Origin of the sequence: Actinomyces sp. oral taxon 180 str. F0310, from assembly GCF_000185285.1 — a bacterium.
Lineage (GTDB): Bacteria > Actinomycetota > Actinomycetes > Actinomycetales > Actinomycetaceae > Pauljensenia.
Genome location: NZ_GL622194.1, coordinates 1997220 through 2023605 on the forward strand (window position 1 = coordinate 1997220; position 26386 = coordinate 2023605).

Annotated in this window: 30 protein-coding genes; 29 read left to right on the forward strand and 1 reads right to left on the reverse strand. The window is 64.4% G+C overall.

From position 1 onward, the window contains the following. Nucleotides 1-8: 8 nt before the first annotated feature. Complete coding sequence (locus HMPREF9006_RS08500) at nt 9-3911, forward strand: DNA-directed RNA polymerase subunit beta' (RefSeq protein ID WP_009213196.1); 3903 nt, start codon at nt 9-11, stop codon at nt 3909-3911. Between the two features lie 605 nt (nt 3912-4516). Here the strand turns inward: HMPREF9006_RS08500 and HMPREF9006_RS10930 are convergent. Continuing rightward, nucleotides 4517-5536 (reverse strand): hypothetical protein, encoded by a 1020-nt coding sequence (locus tag HMPREF9006_RS10930; protein WP_232209863.1) that lies wholly within the window; start codon nt 5534-5536, stop codon nt 4517-4519. A 671-nt stretch (nt 5537-6207) separates the two neighbouring features. On the opposite strand from HMPREF9006_RS10930, the gene HMPREF9006_RS08510 reads away from it, so the two are divergent. The 28 genes from HMPREF9006_RS08510 (at nt 6208) to HMPREF9006_RS08645 (ending at nt 26384) form a co-directional block, all read left to right on the forward strand. Beyond that, nucleotides 6208-9159 (forward strand): glycoside hydrolase family 3 C-terminal domain-containing protein, encoded by a 2952-nt coding sequence (locus HMPREF9006_RS08510; RefSeq protein WP_009213198.1) that lies wholly within the window; start codon nt 6208-6210, stop codon nt 9157-9159. A gap of 505 nt (nt 9160-9664) precedes the next feature. Then, a complete protein-coding gene (gene rpsL, locus HMPREF9006_RS08515; RefSeq protein ID WP_003790639.1) occupies nt 9665-10039 on the forward strand; it encodes a 30S ribosomal protein S12 in 375 nt (124 codons plus the stop codon). Then, nucleotides 10039-10509: a 30S ribosomal protein S7 gene (rpsG, locus tag HMPREF9006_RS08520; RefSeq protein ID WP_009213199.1), complete on the forward strand. Its 471-nt coding sequence runs from the start codon at nt 10039-10041 to the stop codon at nt 10507-10509. The genes rpsL and rpsG overlap by 1 nt, the downstream gene beginning before the upstream one ends. A gap of 80 nt (nt 10510-10589) precedes the next feature. Further along, nucleotides 10590-12713, forward strand: a complete 2124-nt coding sequence (gene fusA / locus HMPREF9006_RS08525; RefSeq protein ID WP_009213200.1) for an elongation factor G — start codon at nt 10590-10592, stop codon at nt 12711-12713. Between the two features lie 147 nt (nt 12714-12860). Next, complete coding sequence (gene tuf, locus HMPREF9006_RS08530) at nt 12861-14048, forward strand: elongation factor Tu (protein WP_009213201.1); 1188 nt, start codon at nt 12861-12863, stop codon at nt 14046-14048. A gap of 596 nt (nt 14049-14644) precedes the next feature. Then, nucleotides 14645-14953, forward strand: a complete 309-nt coding sequence (rpsJ, locus tag HMPREF9006_RS08535; protein ID WP_003790631.1) for a 30S ribosomal protein S10 — start codon at nt 14645-14647, stop codon at nt 14951-14953. An 11-nt stretch (nt 14954-14964) separates the two neighbouring features. Beyond that, the gene (gene rplC, locus HMPREF9006_RS08540) at nt 14965-15630 is read left to right on the forward strand and encodes a 50S ribosomal protein L3 (protein ID WP_009213202.1); all 666 of its coding nucleotides are present in this window, start codon (nt 14965-14967) and stop codon (nt 15628-15630) included. A gap of 2 nt (nt 15631-15632) precedes the next feature. Then, nucleotides 15633-16277, forward strand: coding sequence for a 50S ribosomal protein L4 (rplD, locus tag HMPREF9006_RS08545; protein ID WP_034232362.1), 645 nt, complete (start codon nt 15633-15635; stop codon nt 16275-16277). Then, nucleotides 16274-16579, forward strand: coding sequence for a 50S ribosomal protein L23 (gene rplW, locus HMPREF9006_RS08550; protein WP_009213204.1), 306 nt, complete (start codon nt 16274-16276; stop codon nt 16577-16579). The genes rplD and rplW overlap by 4 nt, the downstream gene beginning before the upstream one ends. A gap of 22 nt (nt 16580-16601) precedes the next feature. Continuing rightward, nucleotides 16602-17438 carry a 50S ribosomal protein L2 gene (gene rplB, locus HMPREF9006_RS08555; RefSeq protein ID WP_009054709.1) on the forward strand — a complete coding sequence of 279 codons (837 nt, stop codon included), beginning with the start codon at nt 16602-16604 and terminating at the stop codon, nt 17436-17438. Between the two features lie 16 nt (nt 17439-17454). After that, nucleotides 17455-17736: a 30S ribosomal protein S19 gene (gene rpsS / locus HMPREF9006_RS08560; protein ID WP_003790621.1), complete on the forward strand. Its 282-nt coding sequence runs from the start codon at nt 17455-17457 to the stop codon at nt 17734-17736. A gap of 29 nt (nt 17737-17765) precedes the next feature. Continuing rightward, complete coding sequence (gene rplV / locus HMPREF9006_RS08565) at nt 17766-18137, forward strand: 50S ribosomal protein L22 (protein ID WP_009213205.1); 372 nt, start codon at nt 17766-17768, stop codon at nt 18135-18137. 1 nt (nt 18138) lies between these two features. Continuing rightward, the gene (gene rpsC / locus HMPREF9006_RS08570; protein WP_009213206.1) at nt 18139-18948 is read left to right on the forward strand and encodes a 30S ribosomal protein S3; all 810 of its coding nucleotides are present in this window, start codon (nt 18139-18141) and stop codon (nt 18946-18948) included. Between the two features lie 5 nt (nt 18949-18953). Next, nucleotides 18954-19373, forward strand: a complete 420-nt coding sequence (gene rplP, locus HMPREF9006_RS08575) for a 50S ribosomal protein L16 (RefSeq protein WP_009058543.1) — start codon at nt 18954-18956, stop codon at nt 19371-19373. Continuing rightward, the gene (gene rpmC / locus HMPREF9006_RS08580) at nt 19373-19606 is read left to right on the forward strand and encodes a 50S ribosomal protein L29 (RefSeq protein WP_009213207.1); all 234 of its coding nucleotides are present in this window, start codon (nt 19373-19375) and stop codon (nt 19604-19606) included. Before rplP ends, rpmC begins: the two co-directional genes overlap by 1 nt. 5 nt (nt 19607-19611) lie before the next feature. Beyond that, on the forward strand, nt 19612-19878 hold the full coding sequence (gene rpsQ / locus HMPREF9006_RS08585) for a 30S ribosomal protein S17 (protein WP_009213208.1): 267 nt from the start codon (nt 19612-19614) through the stop codon (nt 19876-19878). Between the two features lie 88 nt (nt 19879-19966). Then, nucleotides 19967-20335 carry a 50S ribosomal protein L14 gene (gene rplN, locus HMPREF9006_RS08590; protein WP_009213209.1) on the forward strand — a complete coding sequence of 123 codons (369 nt, stop codon included), beginning with the start codon at nt 19967-19969 and terminating at the stop codon, nt 20333-20335. Nucleotides 20336-20338: 3 nt separating this feature from the next. Further along, nucleotides 20339-20770, forward strand: a complete 432-nt coding sequence (gene rplX / locus HMPREF9006_RS08595) for a 50S ribosomal protein L24 (protein WP_009213210.1) — start codon at nt 20339-20341, stop codon at nt 20768-20770. Between the two features lie 2 nt (nt 20771-20772). Beyond that, entirely contained in the window at nt 20773-21318 is a 546-nt protein-coding gene (gene rplE / locus HMPREF9006_RS08600) for a 50S ribosomal protein L5 (protein ID WP_009213211.1), read from the forward strand. Nucleotides 21319-21321: 3 nt separating this feature from the next. Beyond that, a complete protein-coding gene (locus tag HMPREF9006_RS08605) occupies nt 21322-21507 on the forward strand; it encodes a type Z 30S ribosomal protein S14 (RefSeq protein WP_003790603.1) in 186 nt (61 codons plus the stop codon). A gap of 62 nt (nt 21508-21569) precedes the next feature. Then, entirely contained in the window at nt 21570-21968 is a 399-nt protein-coding gene (gene rpsH / locus HMPREF9006_RS08610) for a 30S ribosomal protein S8 (protein WP_009213212.1), read from the forward strand. A 15-nt stretch (nt 21969-21983) separates the two neighbouring features. After that, complete coding sequence (gene rplF, locus HMPREF9006_RS08615; protein ID WP_009213213.1) at nt 21984-22526, forward strand: 50S ribosomal protein L6; 543 nt, start codon at nt 21984-21986, stop codon at nt 22524-22526. Further along, on the forward strand, nt 22526-22897 hold the full coding sequence (rplR, locus tag HMPREF9006_RS08620; protein ID WP_034231588.1) for a 50S ribosomal protein L18: 372 nt from the start codon (nt 22526-22528) through the stop codon (nt 22895-22897). The genes rplF and rplR overlap by 1 nt, the downstream gene beginning before the upstream one ends. Nucleotides 22898-22925: 28 nt before the next feature. Next, nucleotides 22926-23615 carry a 30S ribosomal protein S5 gene (gene rpsE, locus HMPREF9006_RS08625; RefSeq protein WP_003790589.1) on the forward strand — a complete coding sequence of 230 codons (690 nt, stop codon included), beginning with the start codon at nt 22926-22928 and terminating at the stop codon, nt 23613-23615. Then, the gene (gene rpmD, locus HMPREF9006_RS08630; RefSeq protein WP_009213215.1) at nt 23615-23800 is read left to right on the forward strand and encodes a 50S ribosomal protein L30; all 186 of its coding nucleotides are present in this window, start codon (nt 23615-23617) and stop codon (nt 23798-23800) included. Before rpsE ends, rpmD begins: the two co-directional genes overlap by 1 nt. Before the next feature lie 2 nt (nt 23801-23802). After that, nucleotides 23803-24267 carry a 50S ribosomal protein L15 gene (gene rplO / locus HMPREF9006_RS08635; RefSeq protein WP_003790587.1) on the forward strand — a complete coding sequence of 155 codons (465 nt, stop codon included), beginning with the start codon at nt 23803-23805 and terminating at the stop codon, nt 24265-24267. Nucleotides 24268-24516: 249 nt separating this feature from the next. Beyond that, nucleotides 24517-25809, forward strand: coding sequence for a preprotein translocase subunit SecY (gene secY, locus HMPREF9006_RS08640; protein WP_009213216.1), 1293 nt, complete (start codon nt 24517-24519; stop codon nt 25807-25809). Continuing rightward, nucleotides 25806-26384, forward strand: a complete 579-nt coding sequence (locus HMPREF9006_RS08645) for an adenylate kinase (protein ID WP_009213217.1) — start codon at nt 25806-25808, stop codon at nt 26382-26384. The genes secY and HMPREF9006_RS08645 overlap by 4 nt, the downstream gene beginning before the upstream one ends. Nucleotides 26385-26386 lie beyond the last annotated feature (2 nt).

Consider the following 26386-nt stretch of genomic DNA (forward strand, 5'->3'; position numbering starts at 1 on the left):
AGATAACTTTGCTGGACGCCAAAACGTTCGACAGCCTGAAGATCACCCTGGCCACCGGCGACAACATCGCCGAATGGAGCCACGGTGAAGTCAAGAAGCCGGAGACCATCAACTACCGCACGCTCAAGCCCGAGCGCGACGGCCTGTTCGGTGAGCAGATCTTCGGTCCCACGCGCGACTGGGAATGCGCGTGTGGCAAGTACAAGCGTGTGCGCTACAAGGGCATCATCTGCGAGAAGTGCGGAGTCGAGGTCACTCGCTCCCGCGTCCGCCGTGAGCGCATGGGGCACATTGACCTCGCCGCGCCCGTCACGCACATCTGGTACTTCAAGGGAGTCCCCTCCCGCCTGGGCTACGTGCTCAACCTCGCGCCCAAGGACCTCGAGAAGGTCATCTACTTCGCGGCCTACATGATCACCGAGGTCGACGAGAAGGGCCGCCACGAGGATCTGGCCGAACTGCGCGCCGAGCTCGAGGTGCAGAAGAAGCAGATGGAGAACAACCGCGACGCCACCATCAACGACTTCGCGGAACAGCTCGAATCCGACATGGCCGCCCTCGAGAAGGACGGCGCCTCCCAGGCCGAGCGCGAGCGCGCCCGCAAGCAGGGCGAGCGCGAGATGGCCAAGATCCGCCGACGTTTCGACGGCGACATCGATGGCCTGGAGGCCGTGTGGGAGCGCTTCAAGGACCTCAAGGTCGGCGACCTGGAAGGCGACGAGCGCCTCTACCGCGCCATGGTCGCCCGCTACGGCACCTACTTCAAGGGCGACATGGGGGCGGCAGCCATCCAGAAGCGCCTCGAGACCTTCGACCTGGAAGGTGAGGTCGCCGCGCTGCGCCAGACCATCGCCTCGGACTCCGGTCCGCGCAAGGCCCGCGCCATCAAGCGCCTGAAGGTCATCAACGCCTTCGTCGCCACCGGAAACTCCCCGGCCTCCATGGTTCTCACCAAGATTCCCGTGATTCCGCCGGACCTGCGCCCCATGGTTCAGCTCGACGGTGGTCGCTTCGCGACCTCCGACCTCAACGACCTGTACCGTCGCGTCATCAACCGCAACACCCGACTCAAGCGTCTGCTTGAGCTGGGCGCCCCCGAGATCATCGTCAACAACGAGAAGCGCATGCTTCAGGAATCCGTTGACGCCCTCTTCGACAACGGCCGACGTGGACGCCCCGTCGCCGGACCGGGCAACCGCCCGCTCAAGTCGATCTCGGACATGCTCAAGGGCAAGCAGGGTCGTTTCCGCCAGAACCTGCTCGGTAAGCGCGTCGACTACTCCGGCCGAAGCGTCATCGTCGTCGGCCCGCAGCTGCAGCTGCACCAGTGTGGCCTGCCCAAGCAGATGGCTCTGGAGCTCTTCAAGCCCTTCGTCATGAAGCGCCTGGTGGAGAAGAACTACGCGCAGAACGTCAAGGCCGCCAAGCGCAAGGTCGAGCGCCAGCGCCCCGAGGTGTGGGACGTCCTCGACGACGTCATCCGCGAGCACCCGGTGCTGCTCAACCGCGCGCCCACGCTGCACCGCCTCGGCATCCAGGCGTTCGAACCCCAGCTCATCGAGGGTAAGGCCATCCAGCTGCACCCCCTCGCCTGCGGCGCGTTCAACGCCGACTTCGATGGCGACCAGATGGCCGTTCACCTGCCGCTGGGAGCCGAGGCGCAGGCGGAGGCCCGCATCCTCATGCTGTCGACGAACAACATCTTGAAGCCCTCCGATGGGCGCCCCGTGGCCATGCCCTCGCAGGACATGATCATCGGCCTGTTCCACCTGACCTCGAACCCCGACCCGTCGGTTCCGGTCGAGAAGGATAAGGACGGCAACCCCGTGGTTCCGTACTTCTCCAGCCAGGCGGAAGCTCAGATGGCCTTCGACGCCGGCAACCTGGACCTGAACGCGACCGCGCGGATCCGTTTCGCCGATGGCACCGTGCCGCCCGAGGGCTGGGAAGCCCCCGAGGGCTGGGAGCCCGGCGACGAGCTGATCCTCGAGACCAGCCTCGGCCGCGCGATCTTCAACGAGCAGCTGCCCACCGACTACCCGTTCGTCAACGAGGTCGTCGGCAAGAAGCAGCTCGGGAGCATCGTCAACACGCTGACCCAGCGTTACCCGAACGTCCTGGTCGCCGATTGCCTGGACGCCCTGAAGGCCGCCGGTTTCCACTGGTCGACCTGGTCGGGCATCACGATCGCGTTCTCCGACATTCAGGCCTCGCCGCGCAAGCGCGAGATCCTGGCCCGCTACGAGGCCAAGGCGGCCGAGATCGTCGAGCAGTTCGAGACGGGCATCATCCTCGAAGAGACCCGCTACGAGGAGCTCGTGAAGCTGTGGCTGCAGTGCACCGAGGAGGTCGCCGATGACATGCGTGCGAACTTCTCCGAGCGCAACACCGTGTACCGCATGGTGAACTCGGGCGCCCGTGGTAACTGGTCTCAGGTGCAGCAGATCGCCGGCATGCGTGGCCTCGTGTCCGACCCGAAGCAGAAGCTCATCGAGCAGCCGATCAAGGCGAACTACCGCGAGGGCCTCACCGTCCTCGAGTACTTCATCGCCACCCACGGCGCCCGTAAGGGTCTCGTGGATACGGCTCTGCGTACCGCCGAATCCGGGTACCTGACGCGGCGCCTCGTCGACGTCTCGCAGGACGTCATCGTTCGCGAGGCCGACTGCGGGACTCGCGCCGGCCTCAAGATCGACATTGCCCACAAGAACGACCTGGGACAGTGGGAGGCGTCCGAGACCATCGAGACGACCGCCTACGCCCGGAACCTCGCCCGTGACGCGGTGAACGAGGCCGGCGAGGTCGTCCTCCCCGCGGGCACGGACCTGGGTGACGACCAGCTCGCTCAGCTCGTCGAGGCGGGTGTCGAGCAGATCGTGTGCCGCTCGGTCCTCACCTGCGAGTCTCAGGTCGGCACCTGCGCGGCCTGCTACGGTCGCTCACTGGCCACCGGCAAGCAGGTCGACATCGGCGAGGCCGTCGGCATCATCGCCGCCCAGTCGATCGGCGAGCCCGGCACGCAGCTGACGATGCGTACGTTCCACACCGGTGGCGCTGCCTCCGCGGCGGACATCACGCAGGGTCTGCCTCGAGTCCAGGAACTCTTCGAGGCACGCAGCCCGAAGGTTGAAGCGAAGATGAACGAGGCCGCCGGCCGCGTCCACATCAACGACGAGGACCCGAGCGCCCGCAAGGTCATCATCACCCGTGATGACGGCAAGGAGGACCTGGTCATCGAGGTCTCGCGTCGCCAGAAGATGCTCGTGTCCGAGGGCCAGCACATCCAGGCCGGCACCCCACTGACCGAGGGCCAGCTGGACCCGAAGGAGATCCTGCGCATCATGGGGCGCAACGTGTCCCAGAAGATGCTCGTGGACGATGTGCAGAAGGTCTACCGCGACCAGGGCGTGGGCATCCACGCCAAGCACATCGAGGTCATCGTGCGTCAGATGCTGCGCCGCGTCACCATCCTGGAACCCGGCGACACGACGTTCATGCCCGGCGAGCTCGTCGACCGCATGGCCTACCTGACGCAGAACCGCCGCGTCGCGGCCGAGGGAGGGCAGCCTGCCTCCGGTCGTCAGATGCTCATGGGCATTACGAAGGCCTCGCTCGCCACGGATTCCTGGCTCAGTGCCGCCTCCTTCCAGGAGACCACGAAGGTCCTGACGGAAGCCGCGATGAACGGCAAGTCGGACTCCCTGGTTGGCCTGAAGGAGAACGTCATCCTCGGTAAGCTCATCCCGGCCGGCACCGGCCTGTCGCGCTACAACGACGTGATCGTTGAGCCGACGGCCGAGGCGATGGCCAACTCGAACTACTCCGAGGCCGACTTCAGTGACGGCTCCGTGTCCGAGGACTTCCTCGACGCGCTGGGCGCCATCGACTTCGGCATGAACTTCCGCGAGTAGTCGGTGACATGACCGCGTGGGGCCCCGGCCTCGTCCGTGAGAACGTGACGAGGCCGGGGCCCTTTGCGCGCGTACGGCTGCGGTTGGTGCGTGCGGCGGGGGAGCATGCGGGTGTCGCCCCGGCCCCTGCCGGCGTGAACGCCACGCGACCACGGCCTCGTCCATGCGCGGCTTGGGCCGTCAGGTGGGACTGTGCGCCCGATGCGTGGCGCCTAGCATCCGCCGATGCGCGCGTAGCCCCGAGAGATCCGTTTGGGCCTCGATCCGCGTACGACTTGGAACGTCGATCGGGCTGCTTGCGTGGTGACCCATCAGGTGGCTGCATGAGCCCACCCGTGCGCACGTTAACCCACCGAGTGGCAGGTGGGCGCATGTGCCCAGCCTCCACTAGGTGGGTTTAGCTGCGCATTGGGGGGTTAACGCTGCCGGTAGGAGCGTTCGGAGGATGAGTTCCCGGGCTTCCCTGGTGCCGGGAGTTACCGGACGTTGTAGACATGTCTGAGCGGATAGCGGTGCAACGACGAGTGTTGCCAGAGCGATGACGGGGAGTCGTGAGAATGAGGAGGGACACATCAGTCGGCACGAGGTATGAGTCGGCCCGCCTGTCAGTGCATCTGGTGTTGTTCAAGCCACAGCCGCAGGCAGTCTTGCGGTACTTTCAGGTGCCGGATAGCCAGTTGCGTTGCCAAGTATTCGCGGAATGCGCCGAAGTCATCCGTGCTGTGCCAGCTCACCCGAATTACGCGCCACCCGTCGTTCACTAGTTCGTGCTGGCGTTTCAGCCATTTGTTGGTGTTATCGCGTACCTCCTGGTCGGTGCTACCGAATTTGGAGCGTCCATCCGGCTCGATCATCAGCTTCAGTTCTGGCAGGACGATGTCGCCAAAGTAGGTATGGTCTTCAACAGTGATCGGGAGCTGAGTGACAATACGGCCGCTGTACAGAGTATTGACGAACCACAAGATTGCTGCTTCGAAAACGTTGTCGCATCCACCATCAGCCTTACGAAGAACAGTGTGTGCGCGGAGGTAATGTGGGTGGTGCGGCTGCCGGGATAGTTCTTGATGCATCTCTTCGCGTATGCGTTCGCATCGGCGTCGAGACTCCTCCAGATCGAAGCGGTCGAAGCGTGACAGCGTGTGCATGACCATGCATGTGGCAACGAATCCGGTGAGTGGTTCGTCGTTGAGCGCGAGGCGAACAGCCGCTTCAATGGGTGATTCGGCTTCGAGTGTGTCAACGGTGGTGACATTCCTCGGTCGCCGTGCCCGGCTGATGATGTTCGCCCGAGGGACAGTTGTTCGAGGATGTCGAACCGCGTGAAAGGGTGTCGCACGAAGGCGTGTCTCGCTCGGCCACACCTCGACATCTGGATTGGCAGACCACGTGGGGATTCCGTGCAGCAACAAAGCGCTGCTGCCGGTAAAGACCAGGCGCTGTGTGCACTGGTAAGCAAGGGCGTGGAGGCGAGAGATGTTAATGACGTTCCATAGCTTCCAGGGCGGAGCCTGCTCATCATTGTGGAGCCGAATCCTGTAGCCGCGTCGAATCGTCAGAACCTCAGGGTCGTTGACGATGTTGCGTCGACTGTGCCGATGTGTACGGAATGACTCTATGATCATCATGTCGACGGTATAGACGACAACAGTCCGAACAATCCAATGCTCCGACGGTGCCTGTGGAAAACGCTGTTGGGTGCGACAGCTGTGGACAACGTGGTGGGATGGCCCTGTCGCCGAATGAGCGTCGGGTGCCTCGAAGCCGGGCGGGGTGTGTTGGTCGCAGAGGGCAACGACGTTGTGCTTGCGTGGTGACCCATCAGGTGGCTGCATGAGCCCACCTGTGCGCACGTTAACCCACCGAGTGGCAGGTGGGCGCATGTGCCCAGCCTCCACTAGGTGGGTTTAGCTGCGCATTGGGGGGTTAACGCTGCCGGTAGGAGGGCCCAGCGGTCGACTCGTAGGGGATCCGGCAGGTTTGAGGGTGATTCACGAGGCATGTGCCCTCCTGGGAGGACGCGCCATCGGCCTCGGCGACGCCACGGGTTCCGGCGACGCCACTGGTCGAGCTGGAAGTGCCTACCCCGCCCTCCCGCGTGACAGATTGTGCGCACAATCCGACAGATCAGACGGCCCGTTACCTCCCCTGCGAACCAGCAGGGTTGGATAGGAGGTGGCGGCTCCCAACTGCCCTCAGGTCTCAGGCGACCCGTGTCGATGCGGACAGGTGAGGGGCGGTTCAGGGCGCGGCACCGCTCTGGGATGCAGGGCTTTGGAACTGAAAGAGGACAATCAACATGCTTTCCATCAACTGGTCTGATGTGTGGAAGATGGTTGAGTCGATCAAGGTTCCCTTGATCGTAATCGGCGTGGCGCTGGCGCTCGCCATCATCGTCTCCCTCGCTGTTGTCAAGGTGGGCAAGCCTGCCCGCAAGCTCGCGCGCTCGACCGCCTGGGTCGCGGCGTTCGTCGCGTTCGTCATGGCCGTCGTGTCGATGCTGTACGGCGGCTTCAAGACGGTACTGGATCTCGCCGCAGGCACGGGTGCCCTCACTGCCGCGTCGAAGGCTCAAGTCGAGGCCCTGGGTAACGACATCTCCGACGAGGGCATGGTCCTCCTGAAGAACGACAACGGTGCTCTGCCGCTGGCCAAGGGATCCGCGATCAACGTGTGGGGCTGGGGCTCGACGAACCCGATCTACGGCGGCACCGGCTCGGGCTCCCTGTCGAAGGACAACCCGACGACGACCCTCCTGGACGGCCTTCACAACGCTGGCTTCACCACGAACGATGAGCTGACGAACCTGTACACCTCCTACCGCGGCGAGCGCCCCGAGGTCGGCATGTTTAAGGCCGACTGGTCGCTTCCCGAACCCACACGGGACAAGTACTCCGACGACCTGCTCTCCAATGCCACAGCCTTCAGCGACACCGCGATCGTGACGATCGCCCGCTCGGGCGGCGAGGGCTTTGACCTGCCCCGCGACGTCAACCAGGAGATGGCGAGCAACCCGTACTTCAGCTACACGAACAACTCCGAGGAGTACGCGGACTTCGAGGACGGCCAGGGCTACCTCGAGCTGACGCGTCCCGAGAAGGACATGATCGAGCTGGCGAAGAAAACCTCGACCAGGACGGTCGTCGTCATCAACGCCGCCAACGCGTTCCAGCTGGGTGAGCTCCAGGATGACCCGGAGATCGACGCGATCGTGTGGGCGATCCCCGGCGGCCAGGTTGGCTTCAACGCGCTGGGACGCATCCTGGACGGCGAGGTCAACCCCTCGGCCAAGACACCCGACACGTTCGCGCGCGACATCAAGGCCGGCCCCGCAGCCAACAACTTCGGCGACTTCCAGTACACGAACATGACGGAGTTCGCCCAGGACGACCCCTTCAACAAGGGCACCCAGACGCAGCCGTCCTTTGTCAACTACTCGGATTCGATCTACGTCGGCTACCGCTGGTACGAGACTGCCGCCGCTGAGGGAGTCATCGATTACGCGAACGCGGTCGTCTATCCCTTCGGCTACGGCCTGTCCTACACGACATTCTCCCAGTCGATGAGCGACATGACGGCCGACGAGGCCACGGGAACCATGTCGGCGGACGTGACCGTGACGAACACGGGCCAGGTCGCCGGGAAGGACGTCGTGCAGATCTATGACAACCCGCCCTACTCGGACGGTGGCATCGAGAAGGCCGCCGCGAATCTGCTGACGTTTGAGAAGACGAAGCTGCTGGAGCCCGGTGAATCCCAGACCCTGACCCTCACCTGGAAGCGCGACGCGCTGGCCTCCTACGACTCGGTGAATGCGAAGGCCTACGTGCTTGAGGCCGGCGACTACAGGATCTCCGCGCGCTCCAACTCGCACGACGTCGTCGACGAGAAGACGTACACGGTGGATGCGACGCAGACCTTCAACACCGCCGACAGCACGCACGACGGTGACCAGGTCGTGGCCACCAACCACTTCGACGACGCGGCGGGCGACGTCACCTACCTGTCCCGCGCCGGCCGCTTCGCCAACCTCGCGCAGGCGACCGCAGCCCCCACGAGCTTCGAAATGAGCGACGCCAACAAGGCGACGTTCCTCGCGACGTCGAACTACGACGCGGCAGCCGCTGACGCCGACAGCACCGCGACGATGCCCACCACGGGCGCGAAGAACGGCCTCGTCCTGGGAGACCTCGCGGGTCTCGACTACGACGACCCGAAGTGGGACCAGCTCCTTGACCAGCTGACCATCAAGGAGATGAACACCCTGATCTCCAAGGGCGGCTACGGCTCCCCGGCGATCTCCTCGATCGGCAAGCTGCGCGTCTCCGACGTGGACGGCCCCGCCTCGCTGAACAACAACTTCACAGGCGTCGGCTCGATCGGCCTGCCCTCAGCGGTGTCCGTGGCGGCCACCTTCAACAAAAAACTCGCGCGTTCCTTCGGCGATGCGATCGGCACGATGGCGCACGACATGCAGGTGTCCGGCTGGTACGCGCCGGCCACGAACACGCACCGCTACGCCTACGCGGGACGTAACTTCGAGTACTTCTCGGAGGACCCGGTCCTGGCCGGAACGCTGGTCGCCGAGGAGATCAAGGGCGCGCAGGCCAAGGGCGTGTACGCCTTCCTCAAGCACTTCGCCCTCAACGACCAGGAAACCAACCGCACGCACATGCTGGCGACCTGGACGAACGAGCAGGCGATGCGCGAGATCTACCTGCGTCCCTTCGAAATTGGCGTCAAGGACGGCGGCGCGCACGCAATCATGAGCGCGTTCAACTACATCGGCACGAAGTACGCGGGTGCGAACTCGGCACTGCTCAACAATGTCCTGCGCGACGAGTGGGGCTTCCGCGGCATGGTCCTCACCGACTACTTCGCTGGCTACGGCTACCAGAACGCCGACCAGATCACGCGAGGTGGCGGCGACATGATGCTGGCCACGATCGACATGCCGATCTCCACGGTCAATGTGCAGGACCCGGCAGGCGTGAGTGCCCTGCGAGGGGCCTCGCACAACATCCTCTACACGGTCGCCAACTCGTGGATGTACGAAAACGGCCAGCCCGAGGTCACCCGCAACGCGTGGGAGTACATCACCTGGGTGGTGGCAGGCGCCGTGATCCTCGCGCTGCTCGGCCTTGAGGTGGTGGCGATCCGCCGCTACCGCGCTCGCAAGGAGGAGGCCGTGGTCGCCGTTGAGCAGTCCGCTTCGATCGACGAGGCCGGAGCCGCGAAGGCGCAAGAGTGACCGATCCGGGATTAACCGTTGCCCGCGCCTCCCTCGGGTGGCACTGAGGATCCTTCACCCGTGGCGGAGGGGCCCGCAGGCAAGCGCCTGCGGGCCCCTCCGCGTTTCCGCAAGGATCGAGGCCGGGCACATTCGAGGCACACGCGAGTAAAGAAGTCGCGTGCAACGGTAGATGCGCACGAGGACGCGCAGGGACAATACCCGGCCCGTGCCTCGTTGATGAGGGGGGAAACACAATGCAGCCCCTTTGACGGATCGGGACGCTGCCCGCTATCCTTGTGGATGGTTCCCGCCTCTGCGGGATCTCTGTGCCCGGGAAACCGGGAGCGGGCTCCGTCCGTCGGAGCTCCGGGCGTCATTCTCTGACCCTCGTGGTTATCATGGCGCGCCGGCCCCCAGCGGACACGTGTGCCCACACGGGGGTCATGCAGTCGCGGAAGACTGACAATCAGGGCCGCCCCTCGAAGTGAGGGGAGGCCGCCGACGGAAAGAAACTGGAGACCCAGTGCCTACCATTCAGCAGCTCGTCCGCAAGGGACGTGTCTCGAAGCGCGCGAAGGTGAAGACCCCCGCGCTGAAGGGCTCCCCCCAGCGTCGCGGCGTGTGCACCCGCGTGTACACCACCACGCCGAAGAAGCCGAACTCGGCTCTGCGAAAGGTCGCCCGCGTGCGCCTATCGTCCGGCATCGAAGTCACCGCGTACATCCCCGGTGAGGGCCACAACCTGCAGGAGCACTCGATCGTGCTTGTGCGCGGTGGTCGTGTGAAGGACCTGCCCGGCGTGCGCTACCGCATCGTCCGCGGCTCGCTCGACACCCAGGGTGTCCGCGGCCGTCAGCAGGCTCGTTCCCGTTACGGCGCGAAGAAGGAGAAGAAGTAATGCCTCGTAAGGGCCCCGCTCCCCGTCGCCCCCTCGTCGATGACCCGGTCTACGGCTCCAAGGTCGTGACCCAGCTGGTCAACCGCGTTCTCCTCGACGGCAAGAAGACCGTCGCCGAGCGCATCGTCTACGGCGCCCTCGAAACCGTTCGCGAGCGCACCGAGCAGGATCCCGTCTCCGTGCTCAAGCGCGCCCTCGAGAACATCCGCCCGGCCCTCGAGGTCCGCTCCCGCCGCGTCGGTGGCGCGACCTACCAGGTCCCCGTCGAGGTTCGCCCCGCGCGCGCCACGACGCTGGCCCTGCGCTGGCTGGTCGACTTCTCGCGTCAGCGCCGCGAGAAGACCATGACCGAGCGTCTCGCCAACGAGATCCTCGACGCCTCCAACGGCCTCGGTGCCGCTGTGAAGCGCCGTGAGGACATGCACAAGATGGCTGAGTCCAACCGCGCCTTCGCGCACTACCGCTGGTGATGTAAAGACGAGGCCTGGGCAACCGGGCCTCGTCTCACGCAGCTTTCACACCCATTACTTCGAACGAAGGAACCACACTCGTGGCACTAGAGGTGCTGACGGATCTCAACAAGGTCCGCAACATTGGCATCATGGCTCACATCGATGCCGGCAAGACGACCGTGACCGAACGAATCCTGTTCTACACGGGCATCAACTACAAGATCGGCGAGACGCACGACGGCGCCTCGACCACCGACTGGATGGAACAGGAAAAGGAACGCGGCATCACGATTACGTCCGCCGCCGTTACCTCTTTCTGGAACGGTAACCAGATCAACATCATCGACACCCCCGGTCACGTTGACTTCACCGTCGAGGTTGAGCGCTCCCTGCGCGTCCTCGACGGCGCCGTCGCCGTGTTCGACGGCAAGGAGGGCGTTGAGCCCCAGTCCGAGACCGTGTGGCGTCAGGCCGACAAGTACGACGTTCCGCGTATCTGCTTCATCAACAAGATGGACAAGATGGGCGCCGACTTCTACTTCTCGGTTGGCACCATCCGCGACCGCCTGCACGCGACCCCGATCGTCATGCAGATCCCGATGGGCGCCGAGAACGACTTCGTCGGCAACATCGACCTGCTGACCATGGAGGCCCTGACCTACCCGGCCAAGGACGACAAGGGCAACGACACGCTCGGCTCCATCGTCGAGCGCGGCCCGATTCCCGCCGAGTACCAGGAAAAGGCTGAAGAGTACCGTGAGGCGCTCGTTGAGGCCGCGGCCGAGGGCTCCGACGAGCTGACCGAGGCCTACCTGGAGAACGGCGAGCTCACGATCGAGCAGATCAAGGAAGGCATCCGCCTTCTGACCATCTCCTCGCGTGCCTTCCCCGTCTACTGCGGTACCGCTCTGCGCAACATGGGTGTGCAGCCCGTCCTCGACGCCGTCGTGGACTTCCTGCCCTCCCCGCTCGACATCGGCGACGTTCGCGGCTTCCTCCCCGGTTCTGAGACCGAGGAAGAAACTGAAGTTCGTAAGCCCGACGAGAACGAGCCCTTCTCCGCTCTGGCGTTTAAGATCGCCGCTCACCCCTTCTACGGCAAGCTCACCTTCATTCGTGTGTACTCCGGTAAGGTCGAGTCCGGCTCCCAGGTCCTCAACTCGACCAAGGGCAAGAAGGAACGCATCGGCAAGATCTTCCAGATGCACTCCAACAAGGAGAACCCCGTCGACGTGGCGCACGCTGGCCACATCTACGCGGTGATCGGCCTGAAGGACACCACGACCGGCGACACGCTGTGCGCGATGGACAAGCCAATCGTGCTGGAGTCGATGACGTTCCCCGCCCCCGTTATCCAGGTCGCCGTCGAGCCCAAGTCGAAGGCCGATCAGGAGAAGATGGGCGTCGCCATCCAGAAGCTGGCGGAAGAGGACCCGACGTTCACCGTCGAGCTCGACGCCGAGACCGGCCAGACGATCATCGGTGGCATGGGTGAGCTTCACCTGGACATCATCGTCGATCGTATGCGTCGTGAGTTCAAGGTCGAGGCCAACGTCGGTAACCCGATGGTTGCCTACCGCGAGACCATTCGCAAGACGGTCGAGAAGTACGAGTACACGCACAAGAAGCAGACCGGTGGTTCCGGTCAGTTCGCGCGCGTCATCATCGCGCTCGAGCCGCTTCCGGCCGACTCCGAGGAAGAATACATGTTCGAGGACAAGGTCACCGGTGGCCGTGTTCCGCGCGAGTACATCCCCTCGGTTGATGCGGGCATCAAGGATGCCATGCAGTCCGGCGTTCTGGCCGGCTACCCGATGGTCGACATCAAGGCCACGCTCCTCGACGGCGCCTACCATGAGGTTGACTCCTCCGAAATGGCGTTCAAGGTGGCTGGCTCGATGGCCCTGAAGGAAGCGGCCAAGAAGGCCAACCCCGTCCTCCTCGAGCCGATCATGGCCGTCGAGGTTCGTACTCCCGAGGAGTACATGGGCGATGTGATCGGCGACCTCAATTCTCGCCGTGGCCAGATCTCGTCAATGGATGAGCAGCACGGCGTGCGCGTCGTCAAGGCTCAGGTGCCGCTGTCCGAGATGTTCGGCTACGTTGGCGACCTGCGCTCCAAGACGCAGGGCCGCGCTGTCTACTCCATGGAGTTCGACAGCTACGCCGAGGTTCCGCGCGCCGTCGCGGATGAGATCGTCGGCAAGTCTCGGGGCAACTGAGTCCCACCGGGGGCTCGCGGGGCAGGGTGACCCGCCCTGCGAGCCGCCTCACACACAAGTAAACCCAGTAGGTCTCTAGCCCCATGGGTGTTAAAGTGACACCTAGCCGTAGGCTGAGAATATCTACCCGAGTCCAGGAGGACACAAGTGGCGAAGGCCAAGTTTGAGCGCACCAAGCCGCACGTCAACATCGGCACGATTGGTCACGTTGACCACGGCAAGACGACGCTGACGGCAGCAATCACCAAGGTGCTGCACGACAAGTACCCCGATCTCAACGAGTTCACCCCCTTCGATCAGGTCGACAACGCTCCCGAGGAGCGCGACCGTGGCATCACGATCAACGTCTCCCACGTTGAGTACCAGACCGAGGCGCGTCACTACGCGCACGTTGACGCCCCCGGCCACGCCGACTACGTCAAGAACATGATCACCGGCGCTGCCCAGATGGACGGCGCGATCCTCGTGGTCGCCGCCACCGACGGCCCCATGGCTCAGACCCGCGAGCACGTCCTGCTCGCCCGCCAGGTTGGCGTTCCCACGATCCTCATCGCCCTCAACAAGGCTGACATGGTCGACGACGAGGAAATGATGGAGCTGGTTGAGGAAGAGTGCCGCGACCTGCTGGAGTCCCAGGACTTCGATCGCGACGCCCCGATCATCCAGGTGTCCGCTCTGAAGGCCCTCGAGGGCGACCCGGAGTGGGTTGCCAAGATCGAGGAGCTCATGGACGCGGTGGATTCCTACATCCCCACCCCCGAGCGCGACATGGACAAGCCCTTCCTCATGCCCATTGAGGACGTCTTCACGATCACCGGTCGTGGCACGGTCGTCACCGGTCGTGTTGAGCGTGGCAAGCTGCCCATCAACTCCGAGGTCGAGATCCTCGGTATCCGTGAGCCCCAGAAGACCACGGTTACCGGTATCGAGATGTTCCACAAGTCCATGGACGAGGCCTGGGCCGGCGAGAACTGTGGTCTGCTCCTCCGCGGCACCAAGCGCGACGAGGTCGAGCGTGGCCAGGTCGTGGCCGTTCCCGGCTCCATCACGCCCCACACCGAGTTCGAGGGCCAGGTCTACATCCTCAAGAAGGAAGAGGGTGGCCGCCACAACCCCTTCTTCTCGAACTACCGTCCGCAGTTCTACTTCCGTACCACGGACGTGACCGGCGTCATCACCCTCCCCGAGGGCACTGACATGGTCATGCCTGGCGACACCACCGAGATCTCCGTTGAGCTGATCCAGCCCATCGCCATGGAGCCCGGCCTTGGCTTCGCCATCCGTGAAGGTGGCCGCACCGTTGGTTCCGGTCGCGTCACCAAGATCATCAAGTGAATCAACCGCTGAGCGAGTTTTAGCAACGATTCGCTGCTGATCCAGCGGCATCGGGGACCCCGCTTCCGTCAGGAGGCGGGGTCCCTCGCTATTCACGCGACGTGGCGTGCCACGCAAGCGGCGCGTGGGCGAGTGGGGCGCCGGTCCTCGCCGACGATATACGTGCCTCGCGCGAGGCCGCGGTGCGCGCGAATCAAGCGTCCCGCGAAGCGGTGATTCCGCACCGCGGTGTACAACCGACGGTTGTGACGAACAACGGGTTGCGACACGCCCGAGTGCGGGGTACGGTAGTTTCCTGGTGACGGTCGGCGCCGCTCAGCGTGGCCGAGATCGGCACCATCGCCACTCTGTCGGTGGTTTCACATGCGAGAGTTCCCGTTCCGGTTTGTACTCGCGGGTGGAACTCTGACAGAATGGCACGGTTGCCCCAGCGTCTCTGGGGTGGTCCATGCGTGCCATCGCGCATGGATCGGGCAATATGCCCAAGATCTTTGGACAAGACGTCGGTCCGTCGCGAGCGATCGCGAGCACAACGGCTGCGACACGCCCGAGTGCGGGGACCGGCGGCGAATCTGTACGAGAAGAGGTAAGACGGCATGGCGGGACAGAAGATCCGCATCCGGCTCAAGTCGTATGACCACGAGGTCATCGACAGCTCCGCGCGCAAGATCGTGGACACCGTACAGCGTGCGGGCGCCACGGTCGTGGGCCCGGTGCCGCTGCCGACCGAGAAGAACGTTTTCGTTGTCATCCGGTCGCCCCACAAGTACAAGGACAGCCGCGAGCACTTTGAAATGCGCACGCACAAGCGGCTCATCGACATCATCGATCCGACCCCCAAGGCCGTCGATTCGCTCATGCGCCTCGACCTGCCTGCGGACGTCAACATCGAGATCAAGCTCTGAGGACATCTGCAATGACTAACAAGAAGCAGCACGCTGCCGCGCCCATGAAGGCGCTGCTCGGCCGCAAGATCGGCATGACCCAGGTATGGGACGCCGACGGCCACCTCGTGCCCCTGACTGTCGTGCAGGTCGGCACCAACGTCGTCACCCAGGTTCGCACCGTTGAGGTTGACGGCTACTCCGCAATCCAGCTTGGCTTCGGTGAGATCGACTCCCGCAAGGTCACCAAGCCCCTGCTGGGCCACTTCGAGAAGGCCGGGGTCGCCCCCCGTCGCCACCTCGCCGAGGTCCGTACGTCCGAGCACGACTCCTACGAGCTGGGCCAGGAACTTGACGCCACCGCCTTCGAGGCTGGCCAGTCCGTCGACGTTTCCGGCACCACCAAGGGCAAGGGTTTCGCCGGCGTCATGAAGCGTCACGGCTTCGCCGGCGTGTCCGCCTCCCACGGCGCGCACCGCAACCACCGCAAGCCCGGTTCGATCGGCGCATGCGCGACCCCCGGTCGCATCTTCAAGGGCCTGCGGATGGCCGGCCGCATGGGCGGCAACCGTCGTACTGTCCAGAACCTGACGATCCAGGCCGTGGACGCCGAGAAGGGCCTGCTGCTCATCAGCGGCGCCATCCCGGGTCCCAAGAACGGCGTGGTCCTGGTTCGCTCCTCCGTGAAGGGTGCGTGATCATGGCTGACGATCGTAACGTCGACGTCATCGACCTGACGGGCAAGAAGGTCGGCTCGGTGAGCCTGCCCGGCTCCATCTTTGACGTTCCCACCAACATTCCGCTGATGCACCAGGTCGTCGTCGCTCAGCTTGCGGCCGCCCGCCAGGGCACACACGCGACGAAGACCCGCGGCCAGGTTGCCGGCGGCGGCAAGAAGCCGTTCCGCCAGAAGGGCACGGGCAACGCTCGTCAGGGCTCGATCCGTGCACCGCACTTCACCGGCGGCGGCATCGTTCATGGGCCCCAGCCGCGTGACTATGACCAGCGCACCCCCAAGAAGATGAAGCAGGGCGCCCTGCGCTCCGCTCTGTCCGATCGTGCGCGCGCCGACCGCATCCACGTCGTCACCGCCCTGTTCGAAGGCGAGAAGCCCTCGACCAAGGCCGCTCTCGCCGCACTGCGCGCGATCGTCGAGGACCGCCAGGCTCTCGTCGTCCTCGAGCGCGGCAACGAACTGACCGCGCTGTCCCTGCGCAACGTTCCCGAGGTTCACGTCCTGTGGGCCGACCAGCTGAACACGTACGACGTCCTGGACGCCGACGACATCGTCTTCACGCAGGCCGCCCTTGAGTCCTTCCTCGGTACCAAGGAGGAGACCAAGTGAGCTCGATCGAAGCGGGCAAGAACCCCCGCGACATCATCCTGAAGCCGGTCACCACCGAGAAGTCGCTCGCCCTGATGGACCTGGGCAAGTACACCTTCGAGGTTGACCCCCGCGCGAACAAGACCGAGATCAAGATCGCCCTGGAGCGCATCTTCGGCGTCAAGATCGGTTCCATCGCGACCCAGAACCGCAAGGGCAAGACCTACCGCACCCGAGGCGGGATCGGTAAGCGCAAGGACGTCAAGCGTGCCATCGTCACCGTGCGTGAGGGCACCATCGACATCTTCGGCGATCAGGCCTGAGGACCGAAGGGACATTTGAACAATGGGAATTCGCAAGTACAAGCCCACGACCCCGGGCCGTCGCTTCTCGTCCGTCTCTGACTTTGTCGAGATCACCCGCGACACGCCCGAGAAGTCGCTGCTGCGCCCGCTGCACAAGACCGGTGGCCGTAACAACAACGGTCGCGTGACCTCCCGTCACCGTGGCGGCGGTCACAAGCGCCAGTACCGCGTGATCGACTTCCGTCGTCACGACAAGGACGGCGTCCCGGCGACGGTCGCGCACATTGAGTACGACCCCAACCGCACCGCCCGCATCGCTCTCCTGCACTACGCGGATGGCGAGAAGCGCTACATCCTCGCTCCGACCGGCCTGAAGCAGGGCGATCAGATCGAGGCCGGCGTCGGCGCCGACATTAAGCCCGGTAACTCGCTGCAGCTGCGCAACATTCCCCTGGGTACCGTTGTGCACGCCGTTGAGCTCTACCCGGGCGGTGGCGCGAAGATCGCTCGCAGCGCCGGCACCTCCGTGCAGCTCGTCGCCAAGGAGGGTCGCTTCGCCCAGCTGCGTATGCCCTCCGGCGAGATCCGCAACGTCGAGGCCACCTGCCGCGCGACGATCGGCGAGGTCGGCAATGCCGAGCAGTCGAACATCAACTGGGGCAAGGCCGGTCGCATGCGCTGGAAGGGCAAGCGTCCGCACGTGCGTGGCGTTGTCATGAACCCGGTCGATCACCCGCACGGTGGCGGCGAGGGCCGCACCTCCGGTGGTCGTCACCCCGTGTCGCCTTGGGGCAAGCCCGAGGGCCGTACGCGTCGTCCGAAGAAGGCGTCCGATCGTTTGATCGTCCGCCGTCGCAAGACCGGCAAGAACCGCTGAGTAGGAGTCGATTGAAATGCCGCGTAGTTTGAAGAAGGGCCCGTTCGTCGACGACCACCTGCTCAAGAAGGTCGACGCCGCGAACGAATCCGGCTCGAAGAACGTCATCAAGACCTGGTCGCGTCGCTCGGTCATCACCCCGGACTTCCTGGGCCTGACCATCGCCGTCCACGACGGCCGTAAGCATGTGCCCGTTTTCGTCACCGAGTCGATGGTGGGCCACAAGCTCGGAGAGTTCGCTCCCACGCGTACCTTCCGCAGCCACGACAAGGACGATCGTAAGGGACGTCGGCGCTGAGCCGACCCCACGGAAGAAGAGGCATATACATGGAAGCCAAGGCGCAGGCGCGTTTCATCCGCGTCACGCCCCAGAAGTCCCGTCGCGTTGTGAACGAGGTTCGCGGCAAGGGCGTTCTGGAGGCCGCCGACATTCTGCGGTTCGCTCCGCAGGCCGTCGCCACCGATGTCCGCAAGGTGCTCCTGAGCGCCGTCGCCAACTCGAAGGTCAAGGCGGAGAACGCCGGCGAAACCTTCAACGAGGCCGACCTGCTCATCCTGGAGGCTTACGTGGACGAGGGTCCGACCATGAAGCGTATTCGTCCCCGTGCTCAGGGACGCGCCGGTCGCATCCTCAAGCGCACCTCCCACATCACCATCGTGGTGGGGACCAAGGAAGACAAGAAGAAGGGAGACCGCTGACATGGGCCAGAAGGTCAATCCCCGCGGGTTCCGTCTGGGAATCACCACGGACCACCGGTCTCGTTGGTTCTCCGACTCCACCACCAAGGGACAGCGCTACGCGGACTACGTGGCCGAAGACGTCGCGATCCGCAAGTTCTTGACCGACAACCTCGAGCGCGCCGGCATCGCCGAGGTGAGCATTGAGCGCACGCGCGACCGCGTTCGCGTCGACCTGCATACCGCTCGCCCGGGCATCGTGATCGGTCGCCGCGGAGCCGAGGCCGACCGCCTGCGCGTGCAGCTCGAGAAGCTGACGGGCAAGCAGGTCCAGCTCAACATCCTCGAGGTGAAGAACCCCGATCTCGAAGCGCAGCTCGTCGCCCAGGGCATCGCGGAGCAGCTCGCTGCTCGCGTGTCCTTCCGTCGTGCGATGCGCAAGGGCATTCAGTCGGCTCAGCGCGCCGGCGCCAAGGGCATTCGTGTCCAGGTGTCGGGTCGTCTGGGCGGCGCGGAAATGTCCCGTTCCGAGTTCTACCGCGAGGGCCGCGTGCCGCTGCACACCCTGCGCGCGAACATCGACTACGGATTCCACGAGGCCCGTACGACCTTCGGTCGCATCGGCGTCAAGGTGTGGATCTACAAGGGTGACCTGACCGAGCGCGAGTTCGCTCGCCAGCAGGCCGAGCACGCCCAGCGTGGCGGCCGTCGCGATGGTCGCCGTGGCCCCCGCCGCGGCGGACGCCCCAACCAGGAGACCGCTTCGCAGCAGGCCCCCCGTGAGGCTCAGGCCTCCGAGGCCGCTGCGTCCACAACCGGAACGGAGGCCTGAGCCCCATGCTCATTCCCCGTCGGACTAAGTACCGCAAGCAGCACCGTCCTCACCGCACTGGCTTCGCCTCCGGTGGCACCGAACTCGCGTTCGGCGACTACGGCATCCAGGCCTTGGAGAGTGCGTACATCACCAACCGTCAGATTGAGGCGGCCCGTATCGCCGTCACCCGCCACATCAAGCGTGGCGGTAAGGTCTGGATCAACATCTTCCCGGACCGTCCTCTGACCAAGAAGCCCGCCGAAACACGAATGGGTTCCGGTAAGGGTGCACCGGAATGGTGGGTTGCCCCCGTCAAGCCCGGACGCGTCATGTTCGAGCTGGCAGGCGTGCCCGAGGAGCTCGCTCGCGAGGCCCTCAGCCGTGCCCAGCACAAGCTTCCTATCAAGACCCGCTTCGTGGTCCGAGAGGGTGGTGACATCTGATGGCAGATAAGGGTCTGACCACCGATCAGCTCGATGCCATGGACAACTCCCAGCTGTCCAAGGAGCTCGAGAAGGCCAAGGCAGAGCTGTTCAACCTGCGTTTTGCGCAGGCCATCGGCAACCTCGAGGATCACGGTCGCATGAAGACCGTGCGCCGCGACATTGCCCGGATCTACACCATCGCGCGTGAGCGGGAGCTCGGCTACCGCACCGCCCCGAACACTGAGGAGTGAGCCTGATGGCAGAAACCACCGCTCGCAGTGAGCGTAAGGTCCGTCGCGGCTACGTCGTCAGCGACAAGATGGACAAGACCGTTGTCGTGCGAATCGAGGACCGCGTCAAGCACGCCCTCTACGGCAAGGTCATGCGCAAGAACAAGAAGGTCAAGGTTCACGACGAGCACAACGAGTGCGGCGTCGGCGATCTCGTCCTCATCATGGAGACCCGCCCGCTGTCGGCCACCAAGCGCTGGCGCGTTGTGGAGATCCTCGAAAAGGCGAAGTGACCTTCGCTCACAGACCGAAATCCGTTCGGCAAGGCTCGACCGGGACAATCCGGAAGAGAACCGGCACGACGACAGGAGTCAATAGAAAATGATCCAGCAGGAGTCGCGACTGAAGGTCGCCGACAACACAGGGGCCAAGGAGATCCTGACCATCCGTGTTCTCGGTGGCTCGGGTCGGCGCTACGCGGGTATCGGCGACACGATCGTCGCCACCGTGAAGGACGCCATTCCCGGCGGCAACGTCAAGAAGGGCGAAGTCGTCAAGGCAGTGATCGTTCGCACGCGTAAGGAAACCCGCCGCCCCGACGGTTCCTACATTCGTTTCGACGAGAATGCGGCCGTCATCATCAACAACAATGGCGAGCCGCGTGGCACGCGCATCTTCGGTCCCGTGGGCCGCGAGCTGCGCGAGAAGAAGTTCATGCGCATCGTCTCCCTCGCTCCGGAGGTGATCTGATCCATGGCAGCCAAGATTCGCAAGAATGACCTCGTTGAGGTCGTTCGCGGACGCACGTGTGACGAGAAGGCGCTGGCCAAGCGCAACGCCCGCCGCGCCGAAGAGGGCCTCGAGCCTTTGAAGCCCGGCGACAAGGGCAAGCAGGGCCGCGTTATCCAGGTGTTCCCCGAGGAGGGCAAGGTCCTCGTCGAGGGTGTCAACCTGAAGACTCGCCACGTGCGCCAGGGCCAGCAGGGCAGCGCCGGCGGCATCGAGACCATCGAGGCCCCCATCTCCCTGTCCAAGGTCGCTCTGGTCGACCCCGAGACCAAGAAGCGCGTTCGCGTCGGTTTCCGCGAGGATACCGTCGAGCGCGGTGGCCGCACCCGTACCGTGCGAGTTCGCGTGACTCGCGGCGGCGCCAAGCGCGGCGTTGAGCAGGGCAAGGAGATCTGAGCATGGCCCCGCGTCTGAAGGAAAAGTACGTCTCCGAGATCCGCGAGGCGCTCCGTGCGGAGTTCAAGCACGAGAACGTCATGCAGGTCGGCGGACTGACGAAGATTGTCGTCAACATGGGTGTCGGCGAGGCCGCTCGCGACTCGAAGGCACTTGAGGGCGCTATCCGCGACCTCACCGCGATCACCGGCCAGAAGCCCGTGACCACCCGCGCCAAGAAGTCCATCGCGCAGTTCAAGCTGCGCGAAGGTCAGGCGATCGGCGCCCACGTCACGCTTCGCGGCGATCGCATGTGGGAGTTCCTGGACCGCCTCCTGTCGACGGCGCTTCCCCGCATCCGTGACTTCCGCGGACTGTCCTCCAGGCAGTTCGACGGTCACGGCAACTACACCTTCGGTCTCACGGAGCAGTCGATGTTCCACGAGATCGACCAGGACTCGATCGACCGAGTGCGCGGCATGGACATCACGGTTGTCACCTCGGCCACCAATGACGAAGAGGGTCGCGCCCTTCTGCGTCACCTCGGCTTCCCGTTCAAGGAGGACTGACCCATGGCCAAGACATCCCTAAAGGTCAAGGCTGCCCGCAAGCCGAAGTTCGGCGTGCGTGCCTACACCCGGTGCAACCGTTGCGGACGTCCGCACTCGGTGTACCGCAAGTTCGGACTGTGCCGCGTGTGCCTGCGCGAGCTCGCCCACCGCGGCGAACTCCCCGGTGTCACCAAGAGCAGCTGGTAAAACGAACGTCGCAGGTCCCGGGCAACCGGAGAAACCGCGACGAGGAAGGGGAATAAACCCCCATGACAATGACAGACCCGATTGCAGATATGCTGACGCGTCTGCGCAACGCGAATCGTGCGCACCACGATGCGGTTTCGATGCCGTACTCCAAGCTCAAGAACGCGATTGCGAACATCCTGGTCGAGGAAGGCTACATTGCCTCGACCACCGTCGAGGATGCCCGCGTGGGCAAGACCCTGACGATCAACCTGAAGTACGGCTCGCACCGCGAGGCCGCGATCCAGGGGCTCAAGCGCGTGTCCAAGCCCGGTCTGCGCGTGTACGCCAAGTCCACCAACCTGCCCAAGGTCCGCGGCGGCCTCGGCGTGGCGATCCTGTCCACGTCCTCCGGCCTGCTCACCGACCGCCAGGCAGCCGAGAAGGGTGTGGGTGGGGAAGTCCTCGCCTACATCTGGTGATGAGGAGGCTGAACAATGTCGCGAATTGGTAAGAACCCCATCGCAATCCCGGCCGGCGTTGACGTCGCGATCGACGGACAGAACGTGACCGTGAAGGGCCCCAAGGGCACCCTGAGCCACGTCGTGGCCGAGCCGATCACCGCCAAGGTCGAGGACGGTCAGGTCGTCGTCGAGCGTCCGAACGACGAGCGCACCGCGCGTTCGCTTCACGGGCTCTCCCGCACGCTGATCGCCAACATGATCGTCGGTGTGACCGAGGGCTACAAGAAGGATCTCGAGATCACGGGCACCGGTTACCGCGTGGTCGCCAAGGGTAAGGACCTGGAGTTCTCCCTGGGCTTCTCCCACACGATTACCATTACGCCGCCCGAGGGCATCGAGTTCACGATCGCCCCGAAGTCTCAGACGCTGTTCACGGTGTCCGGCATCGACAAGCAGCTCGTCGGCGAGACGGCTGCCCGGATCCGCAAGCTGAAGAAGCCGGAACCCTACAAGGGCAAGGGCATCCACTACGTGGGCGAGACCATCCGTCGCAAGGTCGGAAAGGCTGGTAAGTGATGGCTTACTCGATCAAGGGCAAGGGCAAGTTCGTCGCTCGCAAGCGCCGTCACCTCCGCCTCCGCAAGAAGATCAACGGCACGCCCGAGCGTCCCCGTCTGGTCGTCACCCGTTCGAACCGCCACATGGTGGCGCAGGTCATCGACGATACGGTGGGTCACACGCTGGTGTCGGCCTCCGACATCGAAGCGGACCTGGCCGGTTCCGAGGGCACGAAGACCGACAAGGCCCGCAAGGTCGGCGCCCTGATCGCCGAGCGCGCGAAGGCCGCAGGAATCTGCGCCGTCGTCTTCGACCGCGGTGGTAACAAGTACGCAGGTCGCGTTGCGGCCGTTGCCGAGGCCGCCCGTGAGGGCGGGCTCGAGCTGTGAACGAGCCGAAAGAAAGAGAGATCATCTGATGGCTGCACAGCAGCGAGACAGGAACGGTTCGGGCGCGGGCGAGAACAACGATCGCCGTGAGCGCCGCTCCGGCCGCGGCAACGATCGCGACAACCGCCGGAACAACGAGAACAAGAACGAGTACATCGAGCGCGTCGTGACGATCAACCGCGTCTCCAAGGTCGTGAAGGGCGGACGCCGCTTCTCCTTCACCGCCCTGGTTGTCGTGGGTGACGGCGAAGGCACGGTGGGTGTCGGCTACGGAAAGGCCAAGGAAGTTCCCCAGGCCATCTCCAAGGGTGTCGAGGAGGCGAAGAAGAACTTCTTCCGCGTCCCGATGATCCGCCGCACGATCACGCACGTGGTGCAGGGTCGCGACACCGCAGGTGTCGTCCTCCTGCGTCCGGCTGCCCCCGGTACCGGCGTTATCGCCGGCGGCCCGGTGCGCGCGGTCCTGGAAGCCGCGGGCGTCCACGACGTGCTCACGAAGTCGCTGGGCTCGTCCAACGCGATCAACATCGTCCACGCGACGGTTGACGCTCTGAAGCAGCTCGAGCAGCCCGAGGCTGTCGCCGCTCGTCGCGGTCTGCCCCTCGAGCGCGTTGCTCCCGCATCCATGCTGCGCGCTCGCGCAGAGGGTGAGGCAGAGAAGCGCGCGGCTGCCGAGGCCGCCGAGGCCGACAAGGCCGCTGCAGGGGAGGCTAAGTGATGGCGAAGAACATCAAGATCACGCTGGTGAAGTCCTCTGCTCACGCCAAGCAGAACATGAAGGATACGCTGCGCACCCTCGGGCTGCGCAAGATCGGCCAGAGCGTCGTGCGCGAGCAGACCGACACCGTCCTCGGTGCCGTTCGCACCGTGCGTCACCTGGTGACCGCTGAGGAGGTCGACTGACAATGGCGGACTCCACGAACAAGACGCAGATCGTTAAGCTGCACCACCTGCGTCCTGCCCCCGGAGCCAAGACCGCGAAGACCCGCGTGGGTCGCGGTGAAGGCTCGAAGGGCAAGACCGCCGGCCGCGGTACCAAGGGCACCAAGGCCCGCTACCAGGTTGCCGCCGGCTTCGAGGGTGGCCAGATGCCGATCCACATGCGTCTGCCGAAGCTTCGCGGCTTCAAGAATCCCTTCCGCGTTGAGTACCAGGTCGTGAACGTTGGCAAGCTCGGGGAGCTCTTTCCCGAGGGCGGCAAGGTCACGGTCGAGGACCTCATCGCCAAGCACGCCGTTCGCGATTCCGCGCCCGTCAAGGTCCTCGGAACCGGCGAACTCAGCGTCAAGCTCGAGGTTGAGGTCGACTCCTGGTCGTCCTCCGCCGAGGCGAAGATTACTGCCGCCGGCGGGTCGATTTCGGCTCGCTGATGCTGGGCGGGGGTGGTCCCACGAAGGGGCCACCCCCGTTACCTGTCTGCTCCGTCGGCGCGACGCGGCACCATAGTGCTGTGTCGCGGCGGCTACCGCGCCCCGTTGCGGGGTCACTTACGCCGAGACACTAGGCGGGCGTGAGCGTGACACTTTAATGATTGGATATCGCCAACCGCTACCCGTGTCGGGTAAGCTGGATCAGTCTAGGGGCCTCGCCCCGCTTGCCATCACCCGTAGGAGGAAGCCTTGCTCGGTGCATTTGCCCAGGCGTTCCGTACCCCCGACCTGCGTCGGAAGCTACTCTTCACCCTGTTCATCATGGCCGCGTTCCGGCTGGGATCATTCATTCCCACGCCGGGCGTCGATTCGCAGGCCGTGCAGCGCTGTATGGCGCAGGAGTCCCAGGCGTCGCTTCTGGACCTCGTGAACCTCTTTTCGGGTGGCGCGCTGCTGCAGCTGTCGATCTTCGCCCTGGGCATCATGCCCTACATCACGGCCTCGATCATCATTCAGCTGCTGCGCGTCGTGATCCCCAGGTTCGATGATCTGCACAAGGAAGGCCAGACCGGTCAGGCGAGGCTCACGCAGTACACCCGTTACCTGACGATCGGCCTGGGTGTTCTGCAGGCCACGACCACGGTCTCCCTGGCGCGCAGCGGTCAGCTCTTCCAGTCGTGTTCCGAAGGAGTCATCAAGGATCGCTCGATCGTTACGTTCATCATGATGATCATCGTCATGATGGCAGGCACGGGCGTCATCATGTGGCTGGGTGAACTCATCACTGAACGCGGCATCGGCAACGGCATGTCGCTGCTGATCTTCACCTCGATTGCGGCGCGCCTGCCCGAGCAGCTGCTGTCCATCGGACAGTCCGGCAAGTGGGCATCGGTCGCCGCCATCGTCGCCCTGCTCCTGGTGGTCGCGCTCGCCGTTGTCTACGTCGAGCAGGCGCAGCGCCGCATTCCCGTCCAGTACGCCAAGCGCATGATCGGCAGGCGCCAGTATGGCGGAACAACGACTTACATCCCGCTGAAGATCAACATGTCGGGCGTCATCCCCGTCATCTTCGCCTCCTCGATCCTGGCTTTGCCCCCCATGGTTGCCCAGTTCGGCAAGACCAACGACAGATGGGTGCAGTGGATCTCGGAACACTTCACGCAGGGCAGCTCGTTCTACCTGACCATCTACGCCCTGTTCACGCTCTTCTTCACGTTCTTCTACACGGCCATCACGTTCAACCCGGACGAGGTAGCCGACAACATGAAGAAGTACGGGGGCTTCATCCCGGGCTACCGTGCGGGACGCCCCACGGCTGAGTACCTGCGCTACGTGATTAACCGGATCACCTCCGCCGGGGCGCTCTACCTCGTGATCATCGCGCTGCTGCCGTCGCTGGCAATCATCCCGCTGAAGCTGTCGAGCTCGCAGATGCCCTTTGGTGGCACGACATTGCTCATCATCATCGGCGTCGGCCTGCAGACGGTGAAGGAAATCAACACCCAGCTGCAGCAGCATCACTACGAAGGATTCCTCAAATGACAGTCGTCATCCTCCTCGGCCCTCCCGGAGCAGGCAAGGGAACGCAGGCTTCGCGCATCGCGGAGCGCCTCGACATCCCCGCCATCTCGACCGGTGACATCTTCCGCGCGAACATGGCGGAAGGAACCGAGATCGGCAAGCAGGCCCAGGCGTACATGGACCGCGGAGAGTTCGTGCCCGATTCGGTAACGAACACGATGGTGAAGGCTCGCCTGGCCGCCCCAGACACCGCCAACGGCTTCCTGCTGGATGGCTACCCGCGCTCGGTCGAGCAGGCGCACGTTCTGCGAGACATGCTCCTCGATCTCGGCACGTCGATCGATGTGGTCCTGGAGATTCAGGTCGACGAGGACGAGGTCGTCGAACGCATGCTCAAGAGGGCGCAGGAGCAGCATCGCACGGACGACACCGAGCCGGTCATGCGCCACCGCCTCGAGGTCTACCACCAGCAGACGCTGCCCGTGGCCACGTACTACGTGGACCAGGATCTCCTGGAGGTCGTCGACGGAACCGGCTCGATCGATGAGGTGACGGCCCGCATCTTCGCCATCCTGGATTCGGTGGCCTCGAAGTAACA